This is a genomic window from Streptomyces sp. NBC_01264 (assembly GCF_026340675.1).
Lineage (GTDB): Bacteria > Actinomycetota > Actinomycetes > Streptomycetales > Streptomycetaceae > Streptomyces.
Window position 1 is genome coordinate 5,041,711 of record NZ_JAPEOX010000001.1, and the last position, 19,211, is coordinate 5,060,921.

At 71.8% G+C, this 19,211-nt stretch carries 16 protein-coding genes; 5 read left to right on the plus strand and 11 right to left on the minus strand.

Annotated features, from left to right (window positions below):
- Nucleotides 1-12 precede the first annotated feature (12 nt).
- The 9 genes from OG435_RS23415 to OG435_RS23455 all read right to left on the minus strand — a co-directional run bounded on the left by OG435_RS23415 (nt 13) and on the right by OG435_RS23455 (nt 10,864).
- Complete coding sequence (locus tag OG435_RS23415; protein ID WP_266879387.1) at nt 13-1,113, minus strand: potassium channel family protein; 1,101 nt, start codon at nt 1,111-1,113, stop codon at nt 13-15.
- On the minus strand, nt 1,101-2,441 hold the full coding sequence (locus OG435_RS23420) for a molybdopterin molybdotransferase MoeA (protein ID WP_266879389.1): 1,341 nt from the start codon (nt 2,439-2,441) through the stop codon (nt 1,101-1,103). Before OG435_RS23420 ends, OG435_RS23415 begins: the two co-directional genes overlap by 13 nt.
- Nucleotides 2,438-3,322 carry an NTP transferase domain-containing protein gene (locus OG435_RS23425; RefSeq protein WP_266879391.1) on the minus strand — a complete coding sequence of 295 codons (885 nt, stop codon included), beginning with the start codon at nt 3,320-3,322 and terminating at the stop codon, nt 2,438-2,440. The genes OG435_RS23420 and OG435_RS23425 overlap by 4 nt, the downstream gene beginning before the upstream one ends.
- 241 nt (nt 3,323-3,563) lie before the next feature.
- The gene (locus OG435_RS23430) at nt 3,564-4,103 is read right to left on the minus strand and encodes a bacterial proteasome activator family protein (RefSeq protein ID WP_243330999.1); all 540 of its coding nucleotides are present in this window, start codon (nt 4,101-4,103) and stop codon (nt 3,564-3,566) included.
- Nucleotides 4,104-4,199: 96 nt separating this feature from the next.
- On the minus strand, nt 4,200-7,049 hold the full coding sequence (locus OG435_RS23435) for an ABC transporter permease (protein WP_266879394.1): 2,850 nt from the start codon (nt 7,047-7,049) through the stop codon (nt 4,200-4,202).
- On the minus strand, nt 7,046-7,777 hold the full coding sequence (locus OG435_RS23440) for an ABC transporter ATP-binding protein (RefSeq protein WP_266879396.1): 732 nt from the start codon (nt 7,775-7,777) through the stop codon (nt 7,046-7,048). Before OG435_RS23440 ends, OG435_RS23435 begins: the two co-directional genes overlap by 4 nt.
- Nucleotides 7,778-7,810: 33 nt before the next feature.
- The gene (locus OG435_RS23445; protein ID WP_266879398.1) at nt 7,811-8,542 is read right to left on the minus strand and encodes a PadR family transcriptional regulator; all 732 of its coding nucleotides are present in this window, start codon (nt 8,540-8,542) and stop codon (nt 7,811-7,813) included.
- A 75-nt stretch (nt 8,543-8,617) separates the two neighbouring features.
- The gene (locus OG435_RS23450) at nt 8,618-9,073 is read right to left on the minus strand and encodes a hypothetical protein (protein WP_266879399.1); all 456 of its coding nucleotides are present in this window, start codon (nt 9,071-9,073) and stop codon (nt 8,618-8,620) included.
- Between the two features lie 87 nt (nt 9,074-9,160).
- Nucleotides 9,161-10,864, minus strand: coding sequence for a protein kinase domain-containing protein (locus OG435_RS23455; protein WP_266879401.1), 1,704 nt, complete (start codon nt 10,862-10,864; stop codon nt 9,161-9,163).
- 284 nt (nt 10,865-11,148) lie between these two features.
- Between OG435_RS23455 and OG435_RS23460 the strand changes: the two genes are divergently transcribed.
- Nucleotides 11,149-12,708: a protein kinase domain-containing protein gene (locus tag OG435_RS23460; RefSeq protein WP_266879403.1), complete on the plus strand. Its 1,560-nt coding sequence runs from the start codon at nt 11,149-11,151 to the stop codon at nt 12,706-12,708.
- 91 nt (nt 12,709-12,799) lie between these two features.
- Here OG435_RS23460 and OG435_RS23465 read toward each other — a convergent pair whose 3' ends face one another.
- Together OG435_RS23465 and OG435_RS23470 are read right to left on the minus strand one after the other, a co-directional pair.
- On the minus strand, nt 12,800-13,216 hold the full coding sequence (locus OG435_RS23465) for a pyridoxamine 5'-phosphate oxidase family protein (RefSeq protein WP_266879405.1): 417 nt from the start codon (nt 13,214-13,216) through the stop codon (nt 12,800-12,802).
- Nucleotides 13,217-13,389: 173 nt separating this feature from the next.
- Nucleotides 13,390-14,052 (minus strand): response regulator, encoded by a 663-nt coding sequence (locus OG435_RS23470; protein WP_250738766.1) that lies wholly within the window; start codon nt 14,050-14,052, stop codon nt 13,390-13,392.
- A 325-nt stretch (nt 14,053-14,377) separates the two neighbouring features.
- Here OG435_RS23470 and pdhA point away from each other — a divergent pair, with 325 nt between their 5' ends.
- The 4 genes from pdhA to OG435_RS23490 all read left to right on the plus strand — a co-directional run bounded on the left by pdhA (nt 14,378) and on the right by OG435_RS23490 (nt 19,135).
- Nucleotides 14,378-15,583, plus strand: coding sequence for a pyruvate dehydrogenase (acetyl-transferring) E1 component subunit alpha (gene pdhA, locus OG435_RS23475; protein WP_266879408.1), 1,206 nt, complete (start codon nt 14,378-14,380; stop codon nt 15,581-15,583).
- Nucleotides 15,584-15,588: 5 nt separating this feature from the next.
- Nucleotides 15,589-16,569: an alpha-ketoacid dehydrogenase subunit beta gene (locus OG435_RS23480; RefSeq protein ID WP_266879410.1), complete on the plus strand. Its 981-nt coding sequence runs from the start codon at nt 15,589-15,591 to the stop codon at nt 16,567-16,569.
- Between the two features lie 13 nt (nt 16,570-16,582).
- Nucleotides 16,583-18,049, plus strand: a complete 1,467-nt coding sequence (locus tag OG435_RS23485) for a dihydrolipoamide acetyltransferase family protein (RefSeq protein ID WP_266879411.1) — start codon at nt 16,583-16,585, stop codon at nt 18,047-18,049.
- Between the two features lie 138 nt (nt 18,050-18,187).
- Complete coding sequence (locus tag OG435_RS23490) at nt 18,188-19,135, plus strand: GNAT family N-acetyltransferase (protein WP_266879413.1); 948 nt, start codon at nt 18,188-18,190, stop codon at nt 19,133-19,135.
- Nucleotides 19,136-19,211 lie beyond the last annotated feature (76 nt).

The following is a 19,211-nucleotide window of genomic DNA, read 5'->3' on the forward strand; positions in this document are numbered from 1 at the left end:
CCCCCGGGCCGCTCAGTCCGCCGAACCCAGGACCACCGGCGGGGTGGCCGACGGACTCGCGCGGACGATCGTGATGACACGGTCCGTCAGTTGCAGGGGACTCGCGTGCGGATCGTCGTAAGGGAGCAGGCGGTGGCCGCGCAGGACGCTGACGACCAGGTCGTCGGTGTCCCGGACCGATTTGCCGACCTCGGACCGGTTGACCGGACGCTCGATCAGATCCAGTCCGCTGCCCTGCTGGATGAGGTCCTCCATCACCGTGCCCGCGCTCGGGCTGAGCACCGAGAGCCCGAGCAGCCGGCCCGCCGCGCTGGCGCTGGTGATGACGGCGTCCGCTCCCGACTGGCGCAGCAGCGGGGCGTTCTCCTCTTCGCGGACGGCCGCCACGATCTTCGCGCCGCGGTTGAGCTGGCGGGCCGTCAGGGTGACCAGGACCGCCGTGTCGTCGCGCTGGGTGGCGATGACGATCTGACGGGCCTTCTGGATCTCCGCCCGCAGCAGGACGTCGGAGCGGGTGGCATCGCCGACGACCCCGGTGAACCCCTCCGCGTTGGCGATGTCGATCACCTTGGCGCTCGGGTCCACGATGACGACCTGCTCCTTGCTGAGGCCGGTGGACAGCAGGGTCTGCAGGGCGGAACGGCCCTTCGTTCCGAAGCCGACGACGACCGTGTGGTCTCGCAAGTTCTTCCTCCAGCGGCTGAGCCGCCACTCTTCCCTGGTGCGTTCGGTGAGCACTTCCAGGGTGGTGCCGACCAGGATGATCAGGAACAGCACGCGCAGCGGGGTGATCAGCAGGATGTTGACCAGCCGCGCGCTGTCGCTGTACGGGACGATGTCGCCGTAGCCGGTCGTCGACAGGGTGACGGTCGCGTAGTAGACGCAGTCGAGGAAGTCGACCTTGTCGTTGGCGTTGTCGTGGTAGCCGTCGCGGTCGATCCACACGATAAGGACCGTCAGGAACATCACGAACAGCGCCATCAACAGGCGCCGGGAGACCTGCCGGAGCGGTTTTTCGACGATGCGCTTGGGCAGTTTGATGCGGCGCGAGACGAGTTTCTCGTCGGCGCCGCGCGCCATCGCGTCGGATCCGTGAAGTTTCACGTGAAACATCCCCCCGAGGCCCACGGGAGATCGAGGATCTCCAACTCCTGTCCGGACCGCGCCCCGTTCGGCGGTACGACGGCCAGCGCGTCGGCGGCGGCCACCCCGCGCAGCATCGCCGGCCCGTTGTAGCGCAGCGGTACGGCGTGGTCCTCGGTCAGCAGGACCGGTACGAGGCGGGTGTCGTGCGGGTGTCCGGGTACGTCGCCCTCCACGGGCACCACGTACCGGGGGCGCGGGCGCCGTCCGGCGAGGGCGCGCAGCAGCGGTTCGGCGAGGGTGAGCAGCCCGGAGACGGCGGCCAGCGGGTTGCCGGGCAGCCCCACCAGGTGGCGGCTGTCGGCGCGGTCGCCGAGGCGGGCCAGCAGCATCGGGTGCCCGGGGCGTACGGCCACGCCATCGACGAGCAGTTCGGCGCCGGCCTTGGCGAGCACGGGGTGGACGTGGTCGACCGGGCCGGAGGCGGTCCCGCCGGTGGTGATCACCACGTCGGCGGTGGAGCCGGTGACGGCCGCCAGCAGTGCTTCGGCGCCCTCCGGGTCGTCGCCGAGCCGCCGTACGGAGACGACCTCGGCGCCGAGCCGGGTCAGCCAGGGGCCCAGCATGGGGCTCAGGGCGTCGCGGATGAGGCCGTCGTGCGGGGGGCCTTCGGTGAGCAGTTCGTTGCCCAGGACCAGGATCTCCACGCGCGGCCGGGGCCGGGTGGCGAGCTCGTCGTACCCGGCGGCCGCGGCGAGGCCGAGGACGGCCGGGGTCACCAGGGACCCGGCGGGCAGCAGCAGATCGCCGGAGCGGCACTCCTGGCCGCGCGGGCGGATGTCCTGTCCGGTGACGACGGGCCGCTCGGCGTAGAGAAGGGTGCCGGCCTCGCGGGAGTGCTCGCTGCGGATCACGGCGGTGGTGTCGGCGGGGATCCGGGCGCCGGTGGCGATGCGTACGGCCTCGCCGTCGGCGAGGGGTGCGGGGCGCTCGCTCCCGGCCAGTGCGCTCGCGCCGGGGCGGACCGTCCAGGGGCCCGGGCCGGCGACGGCCCAGCCGTCCATCGCGGAGGTGTCGAAGGACGGCAGGTCGCCCAGGGCGTCGAGGGACGCGGTCAGCACCTCGCCGAGGGCGGCCGCCAGGGGGACCCGGTGGGTGCGGCCGCGGACGGCCGAACCGGCGCGGGTGGCGGTCTCCCGGGCCCGGAGCCAGGTCGCTGCGCGGTGACCGCCGCCGGCGGTGGCGCCTGCGGCGTCGGCGGCATCGGAGCGGGGGGCGCGGCTGACCAGCGCGAGCGCCTGGTCGAGGTCGCGGTCGGCGGCGTCGGCGGCGGCGTTTGCGGCGGGGTCGGCGGTCATCCGGAGCCGGTCGCTTCGGGGCCGGTGGCCTCGTTCTCCGCGGCCCATCGCAGAGCCAGTTCGGCGGCCTTGCGGGAAGCCTCGGCCACGGCCTGCGCGGGGTCGGCGCCGGTGGCTTCGGCGTGGGCCGCCGCGTAGCCGACGAGGAAGGTCGTCAGCGGGGCGGCGGGCCGGGCGACGCCGTGGGCGGCGTCACGGGCGAGGTCGAGCAGGGTCTTGGTGTCGACGGCGACGTCGATGCCCAGCTCGTTCTTGACGGCGGTGATCCATTGCTCCAGCACGGTTCCATGCTCTCTGATTCGGGCGCGGGCGGCGGCGAGATCGTCCCAGGTGTCGCAGTCGAAGGAGGCGAGTGGCGCGGCCGCGGTGACCGGGGTGAGGTCCAGTTCGGCGGTGAGGGCGCGCAGGGGGAGGCCGTGCACCGAGCCGTGTTCCGTGGCCAGCAGGGCGATTTCCCTGCGCAGGGGCTCTGCGCGGTACGCGGCGACCAGGGGCTGGTCGCGGCCGCCCGGGTCCCTGAGCAGGGCGCCGTCCCGGGTGTGGTGTCCGGGCGCGTCGAGGGTGCGGAGCAGGGTGTCGACGGTGTCCCGGTCCAGGAACGGCAGATCGGCGGAGAGTACGAGGACCAGCGGGGCGGTGATGTGCCGCAGTCCCGCGTCCAGCGCGGCGAGGGGGCCGCCGCCGGGGGGGGCCTCCCGGGCCCAGTGCACCGGGCGGGCCGTCGGCCTGCGGGCGGCTACGACGACGGTGGTGCGGGCGCCTTCGCAGGCGGCGAGGACGCGGTCGAGGAGGGGGCGGCCGCCGACGAGCAGGCCGGGCTTGTCGGCTCCGCCGAGGCGGGTTGCGGCGCCGCCTGCCAGGACGATGGCGTCGTAGGTCATTCCCCGAGTATGCGGGGGGTTGGGGCCGGATGGGCTGCGGCGTTTACCGGGTTCTTAACCCGGTGGCCCGCGGGCCGGCCGCGGGCGTGTGCCGCTGCGCGGGGCGGAGTTCCCCTACCCGCCCTTCCACCGTTCCCCGGGCACTGCCCGGACCCCGGTCCTCAAACGCCGGACGGCTGGATTTGGCTCCGCCCCGGGTATGGGTCCGGGGCCGCCCTTTGGGCGGCCCCGGAGGGGTGGGTTAGAGGTAGGGGCCCGAGCGGATGGCTCCGTGCGGGCCGTCCTCGTCGTCCTCGTGGGAGGAGCCCGGCGGGAGGGCGCGGCGCATCTGTTCCAGTTGGGCCCGCGCCGCCATCTGCTGCGCGAACAGGGCCGTCTGGATGCCGTGGAACAGGCCTTCCAGCCAGCCCACCAACTGGGCCTGTGCGATCCGCAGTTCCGCCTCGGAGGGGATGGCCTCCTCGGTGAAGGGGAGGGAGAGGCGCTCCAGTTCCTCCACGAGCTCGGGAGCCAGGCCGTCCTCCAGCTCCTTCACCGACGCCGCGTGAATGTCCTTGAGACGGACCCGGCTGGCCTCGTCCAGAGGTGCGGCGCGTACCTCTTCCAGGAGTTGCTTGATCATGCTGCCGATCCGCATGACCTTGGCGGGCTGTTCGACCATCTCCGTCACCGGGACCTCGCGCGACTCGTCATCGGCGCCGCCGACCGGCATCCCGTCCTGCCCCACGATCAGGCCGTGCGGGGGGCTGTCCTGCGACCGTTCACTCCTCGGCATCTCCATGCCGTCATTCTCTCGCACACCTTCGTATTCACACGGTGTGCCCCCGCACGGGCGTGATCCACCCTGCGCGGGGGCACCAACTGGGCGCCGTGATCGTCAGGCCTCGCGGCGGGCCAGTGCTCCGCTCGAACGGGTGACCAGGGCCGCCAGCAGCGCCGCGCCCACCGGGACGACGATCAGCAGACCGCCCAGGGTCGTCCACGGCACCGCGATCGGGATGTACGGGAGGGCCTCGGAGGCCGCTTCGTAGCCGTTCTCGATGCCGGACCGGACCATGTCGGCCGCGGCCCGCCGTTCGGTGAGCCGGAGCCCGACCGCGGGCAGCACGCCGGCCGCCGAGCCGAGGACCACGCCCATCAGGGCTACCACCCCGCACTGGAAGCCGCTGAGCGTGCGCCGCACCCGCGGCGGTGCGCCGACCGCCGCCAGGGTCTTCAGGTCGCCCTCGGCGTCCGCCTGGGCCAGGCCGGTCGCGATGCCGGCCGCGCCGATGGTGACCAGGCCCGCGAAGACGGTCAGGACGAGCATGACGAGGCTGTCGTCGCCCTCGTAGCCCTTCTCGATCCGTACGCTCGTGTCCAGGCCCAGCTTGTCGAGGGCCCCTTCGAGCCGCTGGCGCTGCTCGGAGCTCGCGTCCCCGTCGAGGGTGAAGTACGAGCCGAAGGGGACGGTGGCGATGCCGGCGCTCTTCGCGGCCGCGGGCGGCAGCACCAGGTCCAGGCCGTAGTCCTTCACCGACTCGGGCGCCTGGTACGCGGCGAAGACCTTGTCCGTGCCGGGCGGCGGCTCACCGGGCGCGGAACCGGGGGCGGTCTCGCCCCGGCCCTTGATCAGCCGCACGGTGACCTTGCCGTCGCGCACGTTCTGCTTCTTGAAGGAGACGGCCTTGCCGGCCTTCAGCGCGGCCGCGGCGCCCGGGTCGTCGACGGCCAGGACGGACAGCAGCTTCTCGTCGGCGACGACCAGGGAGTACTGGATGCCGAAGCGGTCGTACTGGCACCGCCAGTCGTCCCGCAGCTTCTTCCGATCGGTCAGGGAGAACGATTCCGGTCCGTTCACGGCCGTGTAGAGCGGGCAGCGCTGCTCCTTCGGGATGATGATCTCGGCCTGCCCGCACTCCGGGTCGTCCCCGTAGGGGGAGCAGCCCGGCTTGCCGACGACGAGACGGTCCACGTCGGCCCGTACGGCCACCGGGAGTTCCTGCGACAGGGTCGTGCGCATCGCGGGCACGTCCCGGAACGCGGTGAACTCGTTGGTCTCGATCAGACCGGCGCCGTACGGGAGCTGGGCGACGTACTCGTGCCGCGCCTGGATCTCCCTGCTGTGCTGGTACGTGGCCACGGCGACGGTGCCGGCGACGGCGGCCAGTACGGCGGCCACGGCCGGGGCCGTACGCCCCCGGTTGCGGACGGCGTCGCGCAGCGCGAGGCGGGGCGACAGCGGCAGCCACCGGCCAGCCCGGCCGAACAGGCCGACCAGGGTGGGGGTGAGGGCGACGACGCCGAGCTCGGCGATGGCGCTGCCGCCCGCGACGACGGTGACGCCCATCTTGGAGACGGTGCCGAACAGGGCGATGGCGGCCCCGCCCGCGATGGCGATCAGGCCGAGGACGGGCAGTACCCGGTTGGCCCGGCGCACGCCGCGGCGGCCGGTGAGGGAGGCCAGTACGGTCTGCCGGGAGGCGTTGACGGCCGGGACGATCGCGGCCAGCAGGCCGGTCAGGACGGCGAGCAGGCCGATGCCGAGGAGCTCCAGCGGGCGGACGTCGAAGCTGCCGAACCGCTTGCCGATCACGCCCTCCAGCACCGGGCGGAGCCCGATGGTGAGGGCGATGCCGAGGGCGGTGCCGATGACGGCCGCCGCGGCGCCGATGACGAGGCCGCCGGAGAGCACGATGGCCCGGATGTGCCGCCGGTCACCGCCGTTGGCGCCGACCAGGCCGAGCTGGCGGCGCGAGCGCCGGGCACCGACCGCGAAGGCGGGTCCGGCCAGCAGGCAGATCTCCAGCATGGCGAGGCCCACGACGGTGGAGGCGATGGCGACTTCGGTGGCTCCGAGGGTGACGCCGGGCTGCCACATGTCCTTGGGCTGCTGCGTGTAGAGCGGCACCTCGGAGTCGGCCGGCGGGTCGAGCAGTACGGCGCGCGATTCGACGAGGACGTGCTGCTTGGCGTTGGCCTCCTTGACCATGTTCCACGTGAAACCTTCGCCGCCGACCTTCACCAGGTACTCGTCCTGGGGTTCCAGGCCCGTGCCGCCGGCGGCCTTGCGGTCCCGGTCGAGGGGGGCGAGCAGGGTTCCCGGCGGGGCCAGGAGCTGCGCGTTGTCCAGGGCGTCGGGCATCTCGTAGACGCCGACGATCTTGTACGAGGTGGTCGACTCGCGCGGGGTCACGCTGGAGCCGAGGAAGTACCCGGACTCCTCCAGGAAGTGACCGGTGGCGAGGATCTCGCCGGGAGCCTGCGGCAGCCGGCCGCGCTCCAGCGTCCATAGGCCCTTGACCAGCGGGCTCGCCGGGTCCACCTCGCGGAGCTCGGCGTCGAGGATCCCGTACCGGGTGCGGACCTTGGCGTAGGTCTTGCTGTCCTTGACGGCCTGCGCCCCGGCCGGGAGGGCGGGCGCGGCGGCGGCCGCGTCCCGGCCGTCCGGCATCCCGTTGTACTTGTCGTAGCCGCCGACCGGGGCGTAGTTCTGCGCGTCGGGGCTCTGGTAGATGGCCGTGTCCATGTGGGGCGAGGTCACCTTGGCGTCGGCGGTGCCGAGCACCCGGTCCAAGCGCTGTTCGGTGGAGAGCTCCGAGCTGCGGATGGTGACGTCGACGGCGCTCACGCCGACAATCGGCAGGGCGATCATGGCCAGGACGAGGGCGCTGCGGCCCTTGGAGCGCCAGGCGTCGCGGCGGGCTATCCGGATCGCCGCGATCCAGGAGTGGTACATGGAGATCACTGAGCGGCCGCCTGCCCGGAGAGCAGGGAGTCGGCCTGGCTGCGCAGGGTCTCGTCGACGACGCTGCCGTCGCGCAGGAACACCACGCGGTCGGCCCACGCGGCGAAGCGCGGCTCGTGCGTCACCAGGATCCCGGCCGCGCCCGCGTCGCAGCGCGAGCGCAGCAGGGCGAGTACGGACTCACCGGTCTCGGAGTCGAGGGCGCCGGTCGGCTCGTCGGCGAGGACCAGGCGGCGGTCGCCGACCAGCGCGCGGGCGATGGCCACGCGCTGCTGCTGGCCGCCGGACATCTCGTCGGGGAAGCGGTCGGCGAGCTGTCCGAGGTTCATCTCCTCCAGGGCCGCGAGCGTCGAGACGCGGGCCTTGCGGGCCGAGACGCCGTCGAGCTCGAGCGGCAGGGAGACGTTCTCCGCGGCGGTGAGCGCCGGGATCAGGTTGTAGTCCTGGAAGACGTACCCGATGCTGCGGCGGCGCAGGGCGGCCAGCTGCTTGCGGCTCGCGGTGGTGATGTCGGTGCCCTCGACGATCACCCGGCCGCTGCTCGGGGTGTCGAGTCCGCCGGCGAGGGTCAGCAGCGTGGACTTGCCGGACCCGGAGGGGCCCATGACGGCGACGAGTTCGCCGGGGTACACGGAGAGGTCGATCCCGCGCAGGGCGTGCACCTCGGTGGCGCCGCTGCCGTGGATGCGGACGAGCTGGTCCAGCTGCAATACGGGCTGGTCGGGCATGAAGGGTTCCCCCCTGGGACGTGGAGCGGTGGTTCAGACCCGCCGCGTACGGGCGGTGCGGGAAAGAGACCGGTCGGTAGTGGTTGTGGGAGCGGTCGTAGGTGTGGTCGTGGCCGGGGCGGTGGTGGCCCCGGAGGCTCCGGTGACTGCCGTGGCTTCGGCGGGGCGGCCCGCGCCTTCGCCCTCGGGAGGCTCGGCCTCGGCCGGCGCGCGCTCCCCGCGCGCGGACAGCCGTACGAGCCGGGACTCGCAGTGGTCGAGCCAGCGTGCCTCGGCCTCGGTCTGGAAGATCAGCTGTTCCAGGACCAGCAGCCAGGCGATGTCGTCGCGCTCGCCGGAGCGCCCGCTCTCGATGGCGGCGAGCGCCTGGGCCTTGAGCCGGGTGTAGTCCTGCATGGCCTGGACGGTGGCGTGCCGCTGGGACTGGATGACGGCGCGGATGTCCACGCCGGGTGCGCCGACGGCCATGGCGAGCTTGATGGCGAGCTCGTCCCGGGGCGGGTTGGCCCGGTCCACCGGACGCTCGTACCAGGCGTGCAGTTCGTGGCGCCCGGTCTCGGTGATGGCGTACAGGGTGTGCCCGGCGGTGTCCTCGCCGCCGGGGGCGACGAGCCCGTCGCGCTCCAGGCGGGCGAGCGTCGTGTACACCTGCCCGACGTTGAGGGGCCAGGTGGAACCGGTGCGGGATTCGAACTCGGTGCGGAGCTGAGAGCCGTATCTGGGGCCCCGTTCCAGTAGGGCGAGAAGGCCGTGGCGGATCGACATACTCAGTATGTATACCGGGTATGCCCGCCGCCGCAACCATCCTGAGGCCTACATCCCAAGGGGGACGGGCCGGGGTCACATGCCCCGGCGCAGCCGCATTCCCATGAATCCGAGACCCAGTCCCATCAGGGTGAACCCCGTCCCGAGCGGCAGTATGTGCGCGGCCAGGTCGGCGGCCCGCTCGTTCGGCTGGGTGCCGAGCGCGCCGACCAGCGGGGTCGCCGTGGGCTCGGCGGGGATTGCGGGGACCGGCTCGGTGCGGGGGTGCGCCGGCACGGGGCGCGCGGCGAGCACGGTCTCTGGGTTGGCCGGTTCGCCCACCGGCCGACCGGGGCGCTCCCGCCCGGCCCCGGCGGAGCTCCCGGCGAGGTCCTCGAAGACCCGGTCCTGCGACACGTCGCCCGCGGCGGCGACGGCGGGGAAACCGTGGACCGACGCGGAGGCCGCGGCCTGCGCGGGCGCCGTGATCAGCAGCGCGGCTGTTGCCAGCGCTGCCCCGGCGGTCCAGCGCAGCGCGCGGGCGTAGGTCACGGACTCAGATTTGCATAAACGGACAAAAGCGGCATCTCGGACGGGCCGTTCGGAATGCCGGCGCTTCTGCTCCGGGTGCCGGTGCTTCTACTCGGGGTCGCCCGTCGAGATCCACAGGGTGATGGTGGTGTTCGCCGGGTCGAACGCGATGCCCGGTTCGGGCTGCTGCTGGACGACGGTCCCCTCGCCGTAGACCGCCTCGTCCTTGGGCTTCGACTCGTACTTCCAGCCGGCGGCCCGGATGCAGGCCTTCACCGAGACCTGGTCGACGTACCGGAAGTCCGGTGCCTCCAGCTTCTTCGGGTCACTGCGGTCCTTCTGGGCATCCGTCGTGCACTTCTTCTCCTCCATCGTCCGCGACTGGTCCGGCCCCTTGTGCCCGGCCTTCGCCGGGGCGGACGCCGAAGTGGAGGAACCGGGGGTCGACGGCCCGGCCTTGTCCTTGTCGCCGTCGCCGCCCATGTTCAGTACGGCGATCAGCCCGCCGATGGCGACCAGCGCCACCGCGGCGGCTCCCCATACGACCGGGCCGTTCTTCTTCCGGCCGGTCCCACCGGTCCCGCCCTGCGAGGAGTGCGGAGAGAGCGTGTACGGGGGCGGGGTCGCGGGCGAGTACGGAGCCGGGGTCTGCGCCTGCTGGTGGGACTGCTGGTGCAGCGGCTGCTGGTGCTGCTGCGGGTACCCGTACGCCCCGGACTGCGGCGCCGGAGGCGGCGTCGGCGCGTACGCGGACGGCACCGGGGTGTGCGGCGCCTGGTACGGCTGCTGCACCGAGTGCGGCGGCGCCTGCAGGGAGGAGTCCACCGGCGGGAACACGGCCGAGCCGAGTCCGGCGCCGCTGTTCGTCGGGTGCGCGCCCGGGACGATCACCGGGGCTGCCCCGGTGTGCCCGGCGCCCGCCACCCGCGCGACCTCGTCGAGCATGGCGGAGGCGGTGGGGAAACGCTCGTTCGGGTTCTTCTTCAGGGCCCGCGCCACCAGCGCGTCCATCGCCGGGGTGACCGAGCGGTTGATGGAGGAGGGCGCGACCGGCTCCTCCTGCACGTGCGCGTACGCCATGCCCAGGGCCGAGTCGGCGACGAAGGGGACGCGACCGGTCAGCAGCTCGAAGAGCATGATGCCCACCGAGTACAGGTCGGAGCGGGCGTCCACGGCGCGCCCGAGCGCCTGCTCGGGGGAGAGGTACTGCGGGGTGCCGACGACCATGCCGGTCTGCGTCATCGAGGTGACCCCCGACTGCATGGCCCGTGCGATGCCGAAGTCCATGACCTTCACCACTCCGCGCCGCGTCATCATGACGTTGCCCGGCTTGATGTCGCGGTGGACCAGCCCCATTTCGTGGCTGCTCTCCAGGGCCGCCAGTACGTCGGCCGTCACCTTCAGCGCCTTGTCGGCCGGCATGGCCCCGTACTGCCTGATGTCGCCGTCCAGGACGGAGCCGAGCGGCTGCCCCTCGACGTACTCCATGACGATGTACGGCATGACGGCGCCGTCGGCCGCCGCGGGGTTCGCGAAGGAGACGACTCCCTCACCGGTGTCGAAGACCGAGACGATGTTCGTGTGCGACAGTTTCGCTACAGCCTGCGCCTCGCGCCGGAAGCGTTCGCGGAAGGACTGTTCGCGTCCCAGCTCACTGTGCAGGGTCTTGATGGCGACCTGGCGGTCGAGCGCCGAGTCGTAGGCGAGGTAGACGGAGGCCATGCCCCCCTCGCCGAGCAAGTCCCTCAGCTGGTAACGGCCACCGGCCAAAGAGCCGCCCGCGTACTGGCCCTGAGTGCCGTCCTGGCTCATGGCTGTTGCTTCCCCTCGGGATGTTCCCCACGCCCCTGGCTGAGCGCATGTCGCGCCCAGTCTGCCGGAGGGCAAGCACACGTCAAGCCAGGTTCCCGTTCCGTGACCACAAGGCCACAGAGGGGCCACAGGCGCCGCACGCGGGCTCCTCGTCCGAACGGTGACCGGTTCCGAGGCTGTAGCGTTCGTCGGAGCACACGATGAGGACACATCCGCTGAGCGGCGGCCGAGACAGACGACGGTGAGGACTGATGGCACCCGAACCCGAGGGAAGCGGCGCCGGGATGGCAGAGGGTCCTGAGCACTGGGGCGCGGGCGGCCTGGTGGGCGACGGCCGTTACCGGCTGACCCACCGTCTGGGCCGGGGCGGCATGGCCGAGGTCTTCGCGGCGGAGGACGTCCGGCTGGGCCGGACCGTCGCCGTCAAGCTGCTGCGCCCGGACCTGGCCGAGGACCCGGTGTCCAAGGCCCGTTTCACGCGCGAGGCGCAGTCGGTCGCCGGCCTCAATCACCATGCCGTGGTCGCCGTGTACGACTCGGGCGAGGACCGGGTCGGCCCGAACGTCGTCCCCTACATCGTCATGGAACTGGTCGAGGGCCGCACCATCCGCGACCTGCTGATCAGCGCCGAGGCCCCGGGCCCCGACCAGGCGCTGATCATCACCTCCGGCGTGCTGGAAGCGCTCGCGTACTCGCACCAGCACGGCATCGTGCACCGTGACATCAAGCCCGCCAACGTGATCATCACGGACACCGGCGCGGTCAAGGTGATGGACTTCGGCATCGCGCGCGCCCTGCACGGCGCGCAGTCGACGATGACCCAGACCGGCATGGTCATGGGCACGCCGCAGTACCTCTCGCCCGAACAGGCCCTCGGCAAGGCCGTGGACCACCGCTCCGACCTGTACGCGACGGGCTGCCTGCTCTACGAACTCCTCTCGCTGCGTCCGCCGTTCACCGGGGAGACCCCGCTGTCGGTGGTCTACCAGCACGTGCAGGACGCGCCGATCCCGCCCTCGCAGCTGCCGGAGGGCGGCCAGATCCCGCAGGAGCTCGACGGGCTCGTCATGCGCTCCCTCGCCAAGGACCCGGACGACCGGTTCCAGAGCGCCGAGGAGATGCGCGGGCTGGTCCAGTACGCCCTGCAGATGCTGCACGACCAGGGGGCCAACACCGGCACCTGGAACACCGGCCCGGTCACCATGGCGCTGCCCCACGGGCGCGGCCCGGCGCAGACCACGGCGATGGCGACGCCCGGCCAGGGCCAGCCGCAGTACGGCTCGCACTCCAACACCTCCCAGTTCCAGCAGCCGATGGTGCCGCCGCTGAACCCTGACGACGGCTCCGCCTACCCGGGCGGTGGCGGCAACGGCCACGGCCAGGGCGGCAACGGCGGCTACGACGGGTACGGCCAGGGCGGGAACGGCGGCGGCCGCTGGAAGATGCTGCTGTTCGCCCTCCTCGCGGTCCTCGCGATCGCGGGTGGCGTGGCGTACGCGGTCAACAACTTCGGCGGCGGCAAGAAGGACCCCGGCACGAGCACGAACTCGCCGGTGACCTCCCCGTCCTCGTCGGGGAGTTCGGAACAGAACAGCCCGGATCCGGAGACCTCGACGTCCAGGTCGGCGCCGGAGAGCTCGTACACGCCGGGCCCGAGCCGCAGCCGGTCCTCCACGCCGAGCTACTCGTACTCGCCGTCGTACACGCCGTCGCCCACGCCGACGCCGACTCCCACGCCCACGCCGACGCCCACTCCGACCCCGACCCCGACGCCCTCGCCGAAGCCGACGCCGACGCCGTCGAAGACGCCCGAGGAAGACGGGGGCGGGGACATCGGGGAGTAGCCCTGAGTCACGAAGAACGGCCCGGCGGCCCCTCTCGATGAGGGGGCCGCCGGGCCGTCGCTTTCGGGACCAAAGTCCCGCGGGGTGCTGTTCAGAGCGCGTGCTGGTACTGCCGGTCCAGATTGCCCGCGAGGGTGTGGACGGTCACCAGGTGGGGCTCGATCCGCATGTAGACGGGGTCGAACACCGCGCCGTCCACGAAGTGCGGACCGGATCCGAACAGTTCCAGTTCGGCGGTGGTGGGTTCGACGATGTTCGCGGTGCCGGTGAACTGCACCGACCACAGCTGGGAGTCGCCGGAATTGAAGTTGTCGGCGCCGTACGAGACCACGCTGCCGTTGCATGCGTGGTGGTAGCCGAAGCCGGCGTGCATTCTCAGGACGACCTTGCCGTTCACCACGATGTGGCGCGCGACGGCGAGGAAGGGCAGCGCGCGCATGCTGGTGGCGGCTCGGCCGTACGGCACGCGGCGCAGCAGTTCGATGGCGTGGAGTTCCTCTGGGGACATGTCATCCACTGTCCGGTACCGACACCGTGCCGGGAAAGAGGAGCCCGCCCCGCACATCAAGGACGTTGGTCCCGAATTAAACAGTGCGCCCCGTGGAAACGTGCGACCACGGGGCGTGACACTGAGTTACGAAACTGAGTTACGAAACTGAGTCGCGGAACTCGGTTGCGGAACTAGTTCCGCTTCTCGGCCTGCAGGCGGGCCACGTAGGCGGCGGCCTGGGACCGGCGCTCCATGCCGAGCTTCGACAGGAGGCTGGAGACGTAGTTCTTGATCGTCTTTTCGGCCAGGTGCAGCCGCTCGCCGATCACGCGGTTCGTCAGGCCCTCGCCGATCAGGTCGAGGATCTTGCGTTCCTGCTCGGTGAGGTTCGACAGGCGGTCGTCGCCCTTGCCGTTCTTGCCGTCGCGCAGCCGCTCCAGGACCCGGGCCGTGGCGACGGGGTCCAGCAGGGACTTGCCGGCCGCCACGTCGCGCACGGCGTTGAGCAGCTCGTTCCCGCGGATCGCCTTCAGCACGTAGCCCGAGGCGCCGGCCATGATCGCGTCGAACAGCGCTTCGTCATCGGCGAACGAGGTCAGCATCAGGCACTTGATGTCCTCGTTCTGGGAGCGCACCTCGCGGCACACTTCCACGCCGCTGCCGTCGGGCAGCCGGACGTCGAGGACCGCCACGTCGGGGCGGGTGGCGGGGATCCGGACCAGTGCGTCGGCGGCCGTACCGGCCTCACCCACGACCTCGATGTCCGATTCCATCGACAACAGCTCGTGAACACCCCGACGTACCACTTCGTGGTCGTCCAGGAGGAATACCTTGATTTTTCCGTTTTCGCGCACGAACTCAGTTTCACACACTCACCCCTTCCCTGCCGGTGGCGAGCGGGATAACGTGCCGTTGTTCCGGCCCCCTGCAAGGCTGTGACCAGTGGTTGTTCCCGGTTCCGCCGATTTACTTGGAAATCCAAGCAAAATCGCAGGTCAAACGGGGTTTCGCAGTTATGCGACGCACTGGGTAACGTGCATTGCGCAGGGCACTCGCCGGGGCACCTGTCACGCCTGAATCCCAGACCCGAAGCGCACCCACCCCGTGCGCGGGCAGAGATCCAGGTGAGCCGCACTGGTCCCCGGAGAACCCGGGTGCCGGACCGACGGAGGAGCAATCGTGACCGTGGAGAGCACTGCCGCGCGCAAGCCGCGCCGCAGCGGCACCAAGCGGCCGGCCGGCGCGGCAAGCGCCGCCAAGCCCGCCGCTGCCACCGCGAAGACGCATGACGCCGAGCCCCAGCTCGTACAGCTGCTGACGCCCGAGGGGGTGCGCGTCGACGTCGCGGAGAATCCGGACGTCGCGGAATTCGCACCCTTCGTCGCCGACATCACCACCGATGACCTGCGCGGTCTCTACCGCGACATGGTCATGACCCGCCGCTTCGACGGCGAGGCGACCGCCCTCCAGCGGCAGGGCGAGCTGGGCCTGTGGGCCTCGCTGCTCGGCCAAGAGGCCGCCCAGATCGGCTCCGGCCGGGCCCTGCGCGACGACGACTACGTCTTCCCGACCTACCGCGAACACGGTGTGGCCTGGTGCCGCGGGGTCGACCCGACCAACCTCCTCGGCATGTTCCGCGGCGTGAACCACGGTGGCTGGGACCCGACCACCAACAACTTCCACCTGTACACGATCGTCATCGGCTCCCAGACGCTGCACGCGACCGGGTACGCGATGGGCGTGGCCAAGGACGGCGCGGACTCGGCCGTCATCGCCTACTTCGGCGACGGCGCGTCCAGCCAGGGCGACGTGGCGGAGGCCTTCACCTTCTCGGCGGTCTACAACTCGCCCGTGGTGTTCTTCTGCCAGAACAACCAGTGGGCCATCTCGGAGCCCACCGAGCGCCAGATGCGCGTACCGCTCTACCAGCGCGCGCAGGGCTTCGGCTTCCCGGGCGTCCGGGTGGACGGCAACGACGTACTGGCCTGCCTCGCGGTCACCCGCTGGGCACTGGAGCGGGCCCGCCGGGGAGAGGGACCCACCCTGGTGGAGGCCTTCACGTACCGGATGGGTGCGCACACCACCTCCGACGACCCGACGAAGTACCGGCGCGACGAGGAGACGGCGGCCTGGGAGGCCAAGGACCCGATCCTGCGCCTGAAGGCCCACCTGCTGGCCACCGGAGCCGCCGACGAGGCGTACTTCGCGGAGCTGGAGGTGGAGAGCGAGGCCATGGGCAAGCGGGTGCGCGAGGTCGTGCGCTCGATGCCCGACCCCGACACGATGGCGATCTTCGAGAACGTCTACGCGGACGGGCACGCGCTCGTCGACGAGGAGCGCGCGCAGTTCGCCGCCTACCTCGCGTCCTTCGAAGGCGGGGAGTGACCGTCATGGCCGTACAGAAGCTCACCATCGCCAAGGCGCTCAACGACTCCCTGCGCAAGGCCCTGGAGCAGGACCCCAAGGTCCTGATCATGGGCGAGGACGTCGGCAAGCTCGGCGGCGTCTTCCGCATCACCGACGGACTCCAGAAGGACTTCGGCGAGGAGCGGGTCATCGACACCCCGCTCGCCGAGTCGGGCATCGTCGGCACCGCGATCGGCCTGGCCCTGCGCGGGTACCGGCCGGTCGTGGAGATCCAGTTCGACGGGTTCGTCTTCCCCGCGTACGACCAGATCGTCACGCAGCTCGCCAAGATGCACGCGCGCTCGCTCGGCACCATCAAGATGCCGGTCGTCATCCGCATCCCCTACGCGGGCGGCATCGGCGCGGTCGAGCACCACTCGGAGTCCCCGGAGACGCTGTTCGCGCACGTCCCGGGCCTGAAGGTGGTCTCGCCGTCCAACGCCAGCGACGCCTACTGGATGCTCCAGCAGGCGATCCTCAGCGACGACCCGGTGATCTTCTTCGAGCCGAAGCGCCGCTACTGGGACAAGGGCGAGGTCGACGTCGAGGCCATCCCCGACGCGCTGCACGCCTCGCGCGTGGCCCGGACCGGCACCGACATCACCCTGGCGGCCTACGGGCCCATGGTGAAGGTCTGCCTGGAGGCCGCCGCAGCCGCCGCCGAGGAGGGCAAGTCGGTGGAGGTCCTCGACCTGCGCTCGATGTCCCCGGTCGACTTCGACGGGATCCAGGCGTCGGTGGAGAAGACCCGCCGGCTCGTGGTGGTCCACGAGGCGCCGGTGTTCCTCGGTGTGGGTTCGGAGATCGCCGCTCGCATCACGGAGCGGTGCTTCTACCACCTGGAGGCGCCCGTGCTGCGCGTGGGCGGCTACCACGCCCCGTACCCGCCGGCCCGCCTGGAGGACGAGTACCTGCCGGGCCTGGACAGGGTGCTCGACGCAGTCGACCGCTCGCTGGCGTACTGAGGAGAGCCCTGCGATGACGATCCGCGAATTCAAGATGCCCGATGTGGGCGAGGGCCTCACCGAGGCCGAGATCCTCAAGTGGTACGTCCAGCCGGGTGACACCGTCACCGACGGCCAGGTCGTGTGCGAGGTGGAGACGGCGAAGGCGGCCGTCGAGCTGCCGATCCCCTTCGACGGGGTCGTGCACGCGCTCCTCTTCGAGGAGGGCGTCACGGTCGACGTCGGCCAGGTCATCATCTCGGTCCGGACCGGCCCGGCCGACGAGGCCCCGGCGGCGGCAGCCCCGGTGGCGGCCCCCGTGGCCGCTCCCGTGGCGGCTCCCGTGGCCGCCGCCGAGGCGGAGCCCGAGGCCCCCGCCGCCCGCCAGCCCGTCCTGGTCGGCTACGGAGTCTCCACCGCCTCCACGAAGCGCCGCCCGCGCAAGGCCGCGCCGCAGTCGGCGGTCGCCGCGCAGAACGGCACCGGAGTGGCCCACGCCGCGCCCGCTCCGGCGGCTCCGGCCGCCCCCGTGGCGGTCCCCGTCCAGGGCGGCGCGGGCAGGGCACTGGCGAAGCCGCCCGTGCGCAAGCTCGCCAAGGACCTCGGCATCGACCTGGCCGTCGTGGTCCCCACCGGCGACGGCGGGGTCGTGACCCGCGAGGACGTGCACGCCGCGGCCGCCGCGGCCATCACCCCGCAGGCCGTTTCCCCGGCGGTCCCGGTGGCCCAGGCCGCCGCTCCGGCGGCTCCCGTACAGGCCCCGGCTCCGGCGCAGGCCCCGGCCGAGGTGTCCGGGTCCGCCCGCGAGACCCGTATCCCGGTCAAGGGCGTCCGCAAGGTCACCGCCCAGGCCATGGTCGGCTCCGCCTTCACCGCGCCGCACGTCACGGAGTTCATCACCTTCGACGTGACCCGCACGATGAAGCTGGTCCAGGAGCTCAAGGAGGACCCGGACCTCGCGGGGCTCCGGATCAACCCGCTGCTCCTGATCGCCAAGGCCGTCCTCGTGGCGATCCGCCGGAACCCGGACGTCAACGCCTCGTGGGACGAGGCGGCCCAGGAGATCGTGCTCAAGCACTACGTCAACCTGGGCATCGCGGCGGCCACGCCCCGCGGGCTGATCGTCCCGAACATCAAGGACGCCCACGCCAAGACGCTCGGCGAGCTGTCGCAGGCCCTGTCCGGACTGGTCGCCACGGCCCGCGAGGGCAAGACCTCCCCGGCGGACATGCAGCAGGGCACGATCACCATCACCAACGTCGGCGTCTTCGGCGTCGACACCGGTACGCCCATCCTGAACCCCGGAGAGTCCGCGATCCTCGCGGTCGGCGCGATCAAGCTCCAGCCGTGGGTCCACAAGGGCAAGGTCAAGGCCCGCCACGTCACCACCCTGGCGCTGTCCTTCGACCACCGCCTCATCGACGGCGAACTCGGCTCCCGCTTCCTCGCGGACATCGCCGCCGTCCTGGAGCACCCCCGCCGTCTGATCACCTGGTCCTGACGGCCCCGAGGACCGGCCTCCGGGTACCCACCCGGAGGCCGGGATTTCATGCAAAACCACCCCCGCAATGTCCCTGCACCGCCTCTGACGTGCAGAAACCTCTTGGGGAACACCCTCATCCGATGTGACCATCGGTCCATGTACTTCCGCGCTGCCACAGCAGACTCCACCGACCTGGACCGCGCTCTGGCCTACCCGGCCGACGGCCCCGTCCCCGCCCTCACCCCCGAGAAGATCCGCGAAGAGTTCGCCGCGGGCCAGATGCGCCCCGAGTGGACCTGGTTCGCCGAGGACGAGAACGGCGAGATCCTGGCCCGCGCCCTGTGGTGGGGCCGCGCCGACAAGGAGAGCCCGAACGCGCTCGACTGCCTCCAGGTTCGGAGCTCCGTGGCCGACCCGGCCGCCGTCGCCGCCGGGCTGCTCGCCGCCGGGCACGAGGCCTTCGGCAAGCTCCCCGAGTACAACCTCTCGCTGCCGCGCGACTGGCGCACCTCCCCGGACGGCATGGCCGACGCGGTCGCCTGGCGCCAGAAGGCCGCCGCCGCCTCCGGTCTGGTCCGCGAGATCGAGCGGCTCCGCTTCGAGTGGACCCCGGCCGCCGGCACCGCCGAGCCCACCGGCCGCCTCGTCTTCCGCGAAGGCACCGACGAGGAATTCCTCGACGCCTTCGTCCGCCTCTCGTCCGGGAGCCTGGACCTGCACACGCAGAACGAGCTCCGCACGATCGACGCCGAGGAACTGGCGCGCGACGACATCGAGTTCTACACCGACTGCCCCGGCGAGCGCTCCTGGTGGCGCCTGGCCCACCTGCCCGACGGCACCCTCGCCGGCCTGGCGATCCCCTCCGCGACCCCGTACCACCGCAACGTCGGCTACCTCGGCGTGGTCCCCGAGCAGCGCGGCCAGGGCCTGATCGACGAGATCCTCGCCGAGATCACCCGCTTCCACGCCTCCGAGGGAGCCGACCGGATCACCGCCACCACGGACACCGTGAACGTCCCGATGGCCGCCGCCTTCACCCGCGCCGGCTACGAGGTCACGGAGATCCGCCTGGTCCTGGAGGCAGCGGCCGGAGCCACCGGCTGACCTGGAGATGGGTGACGGGGCCACCACACCGCGGCCTTCCGGGCGGTGTGGACGGTGGCCCGGTCACCATGGGGCG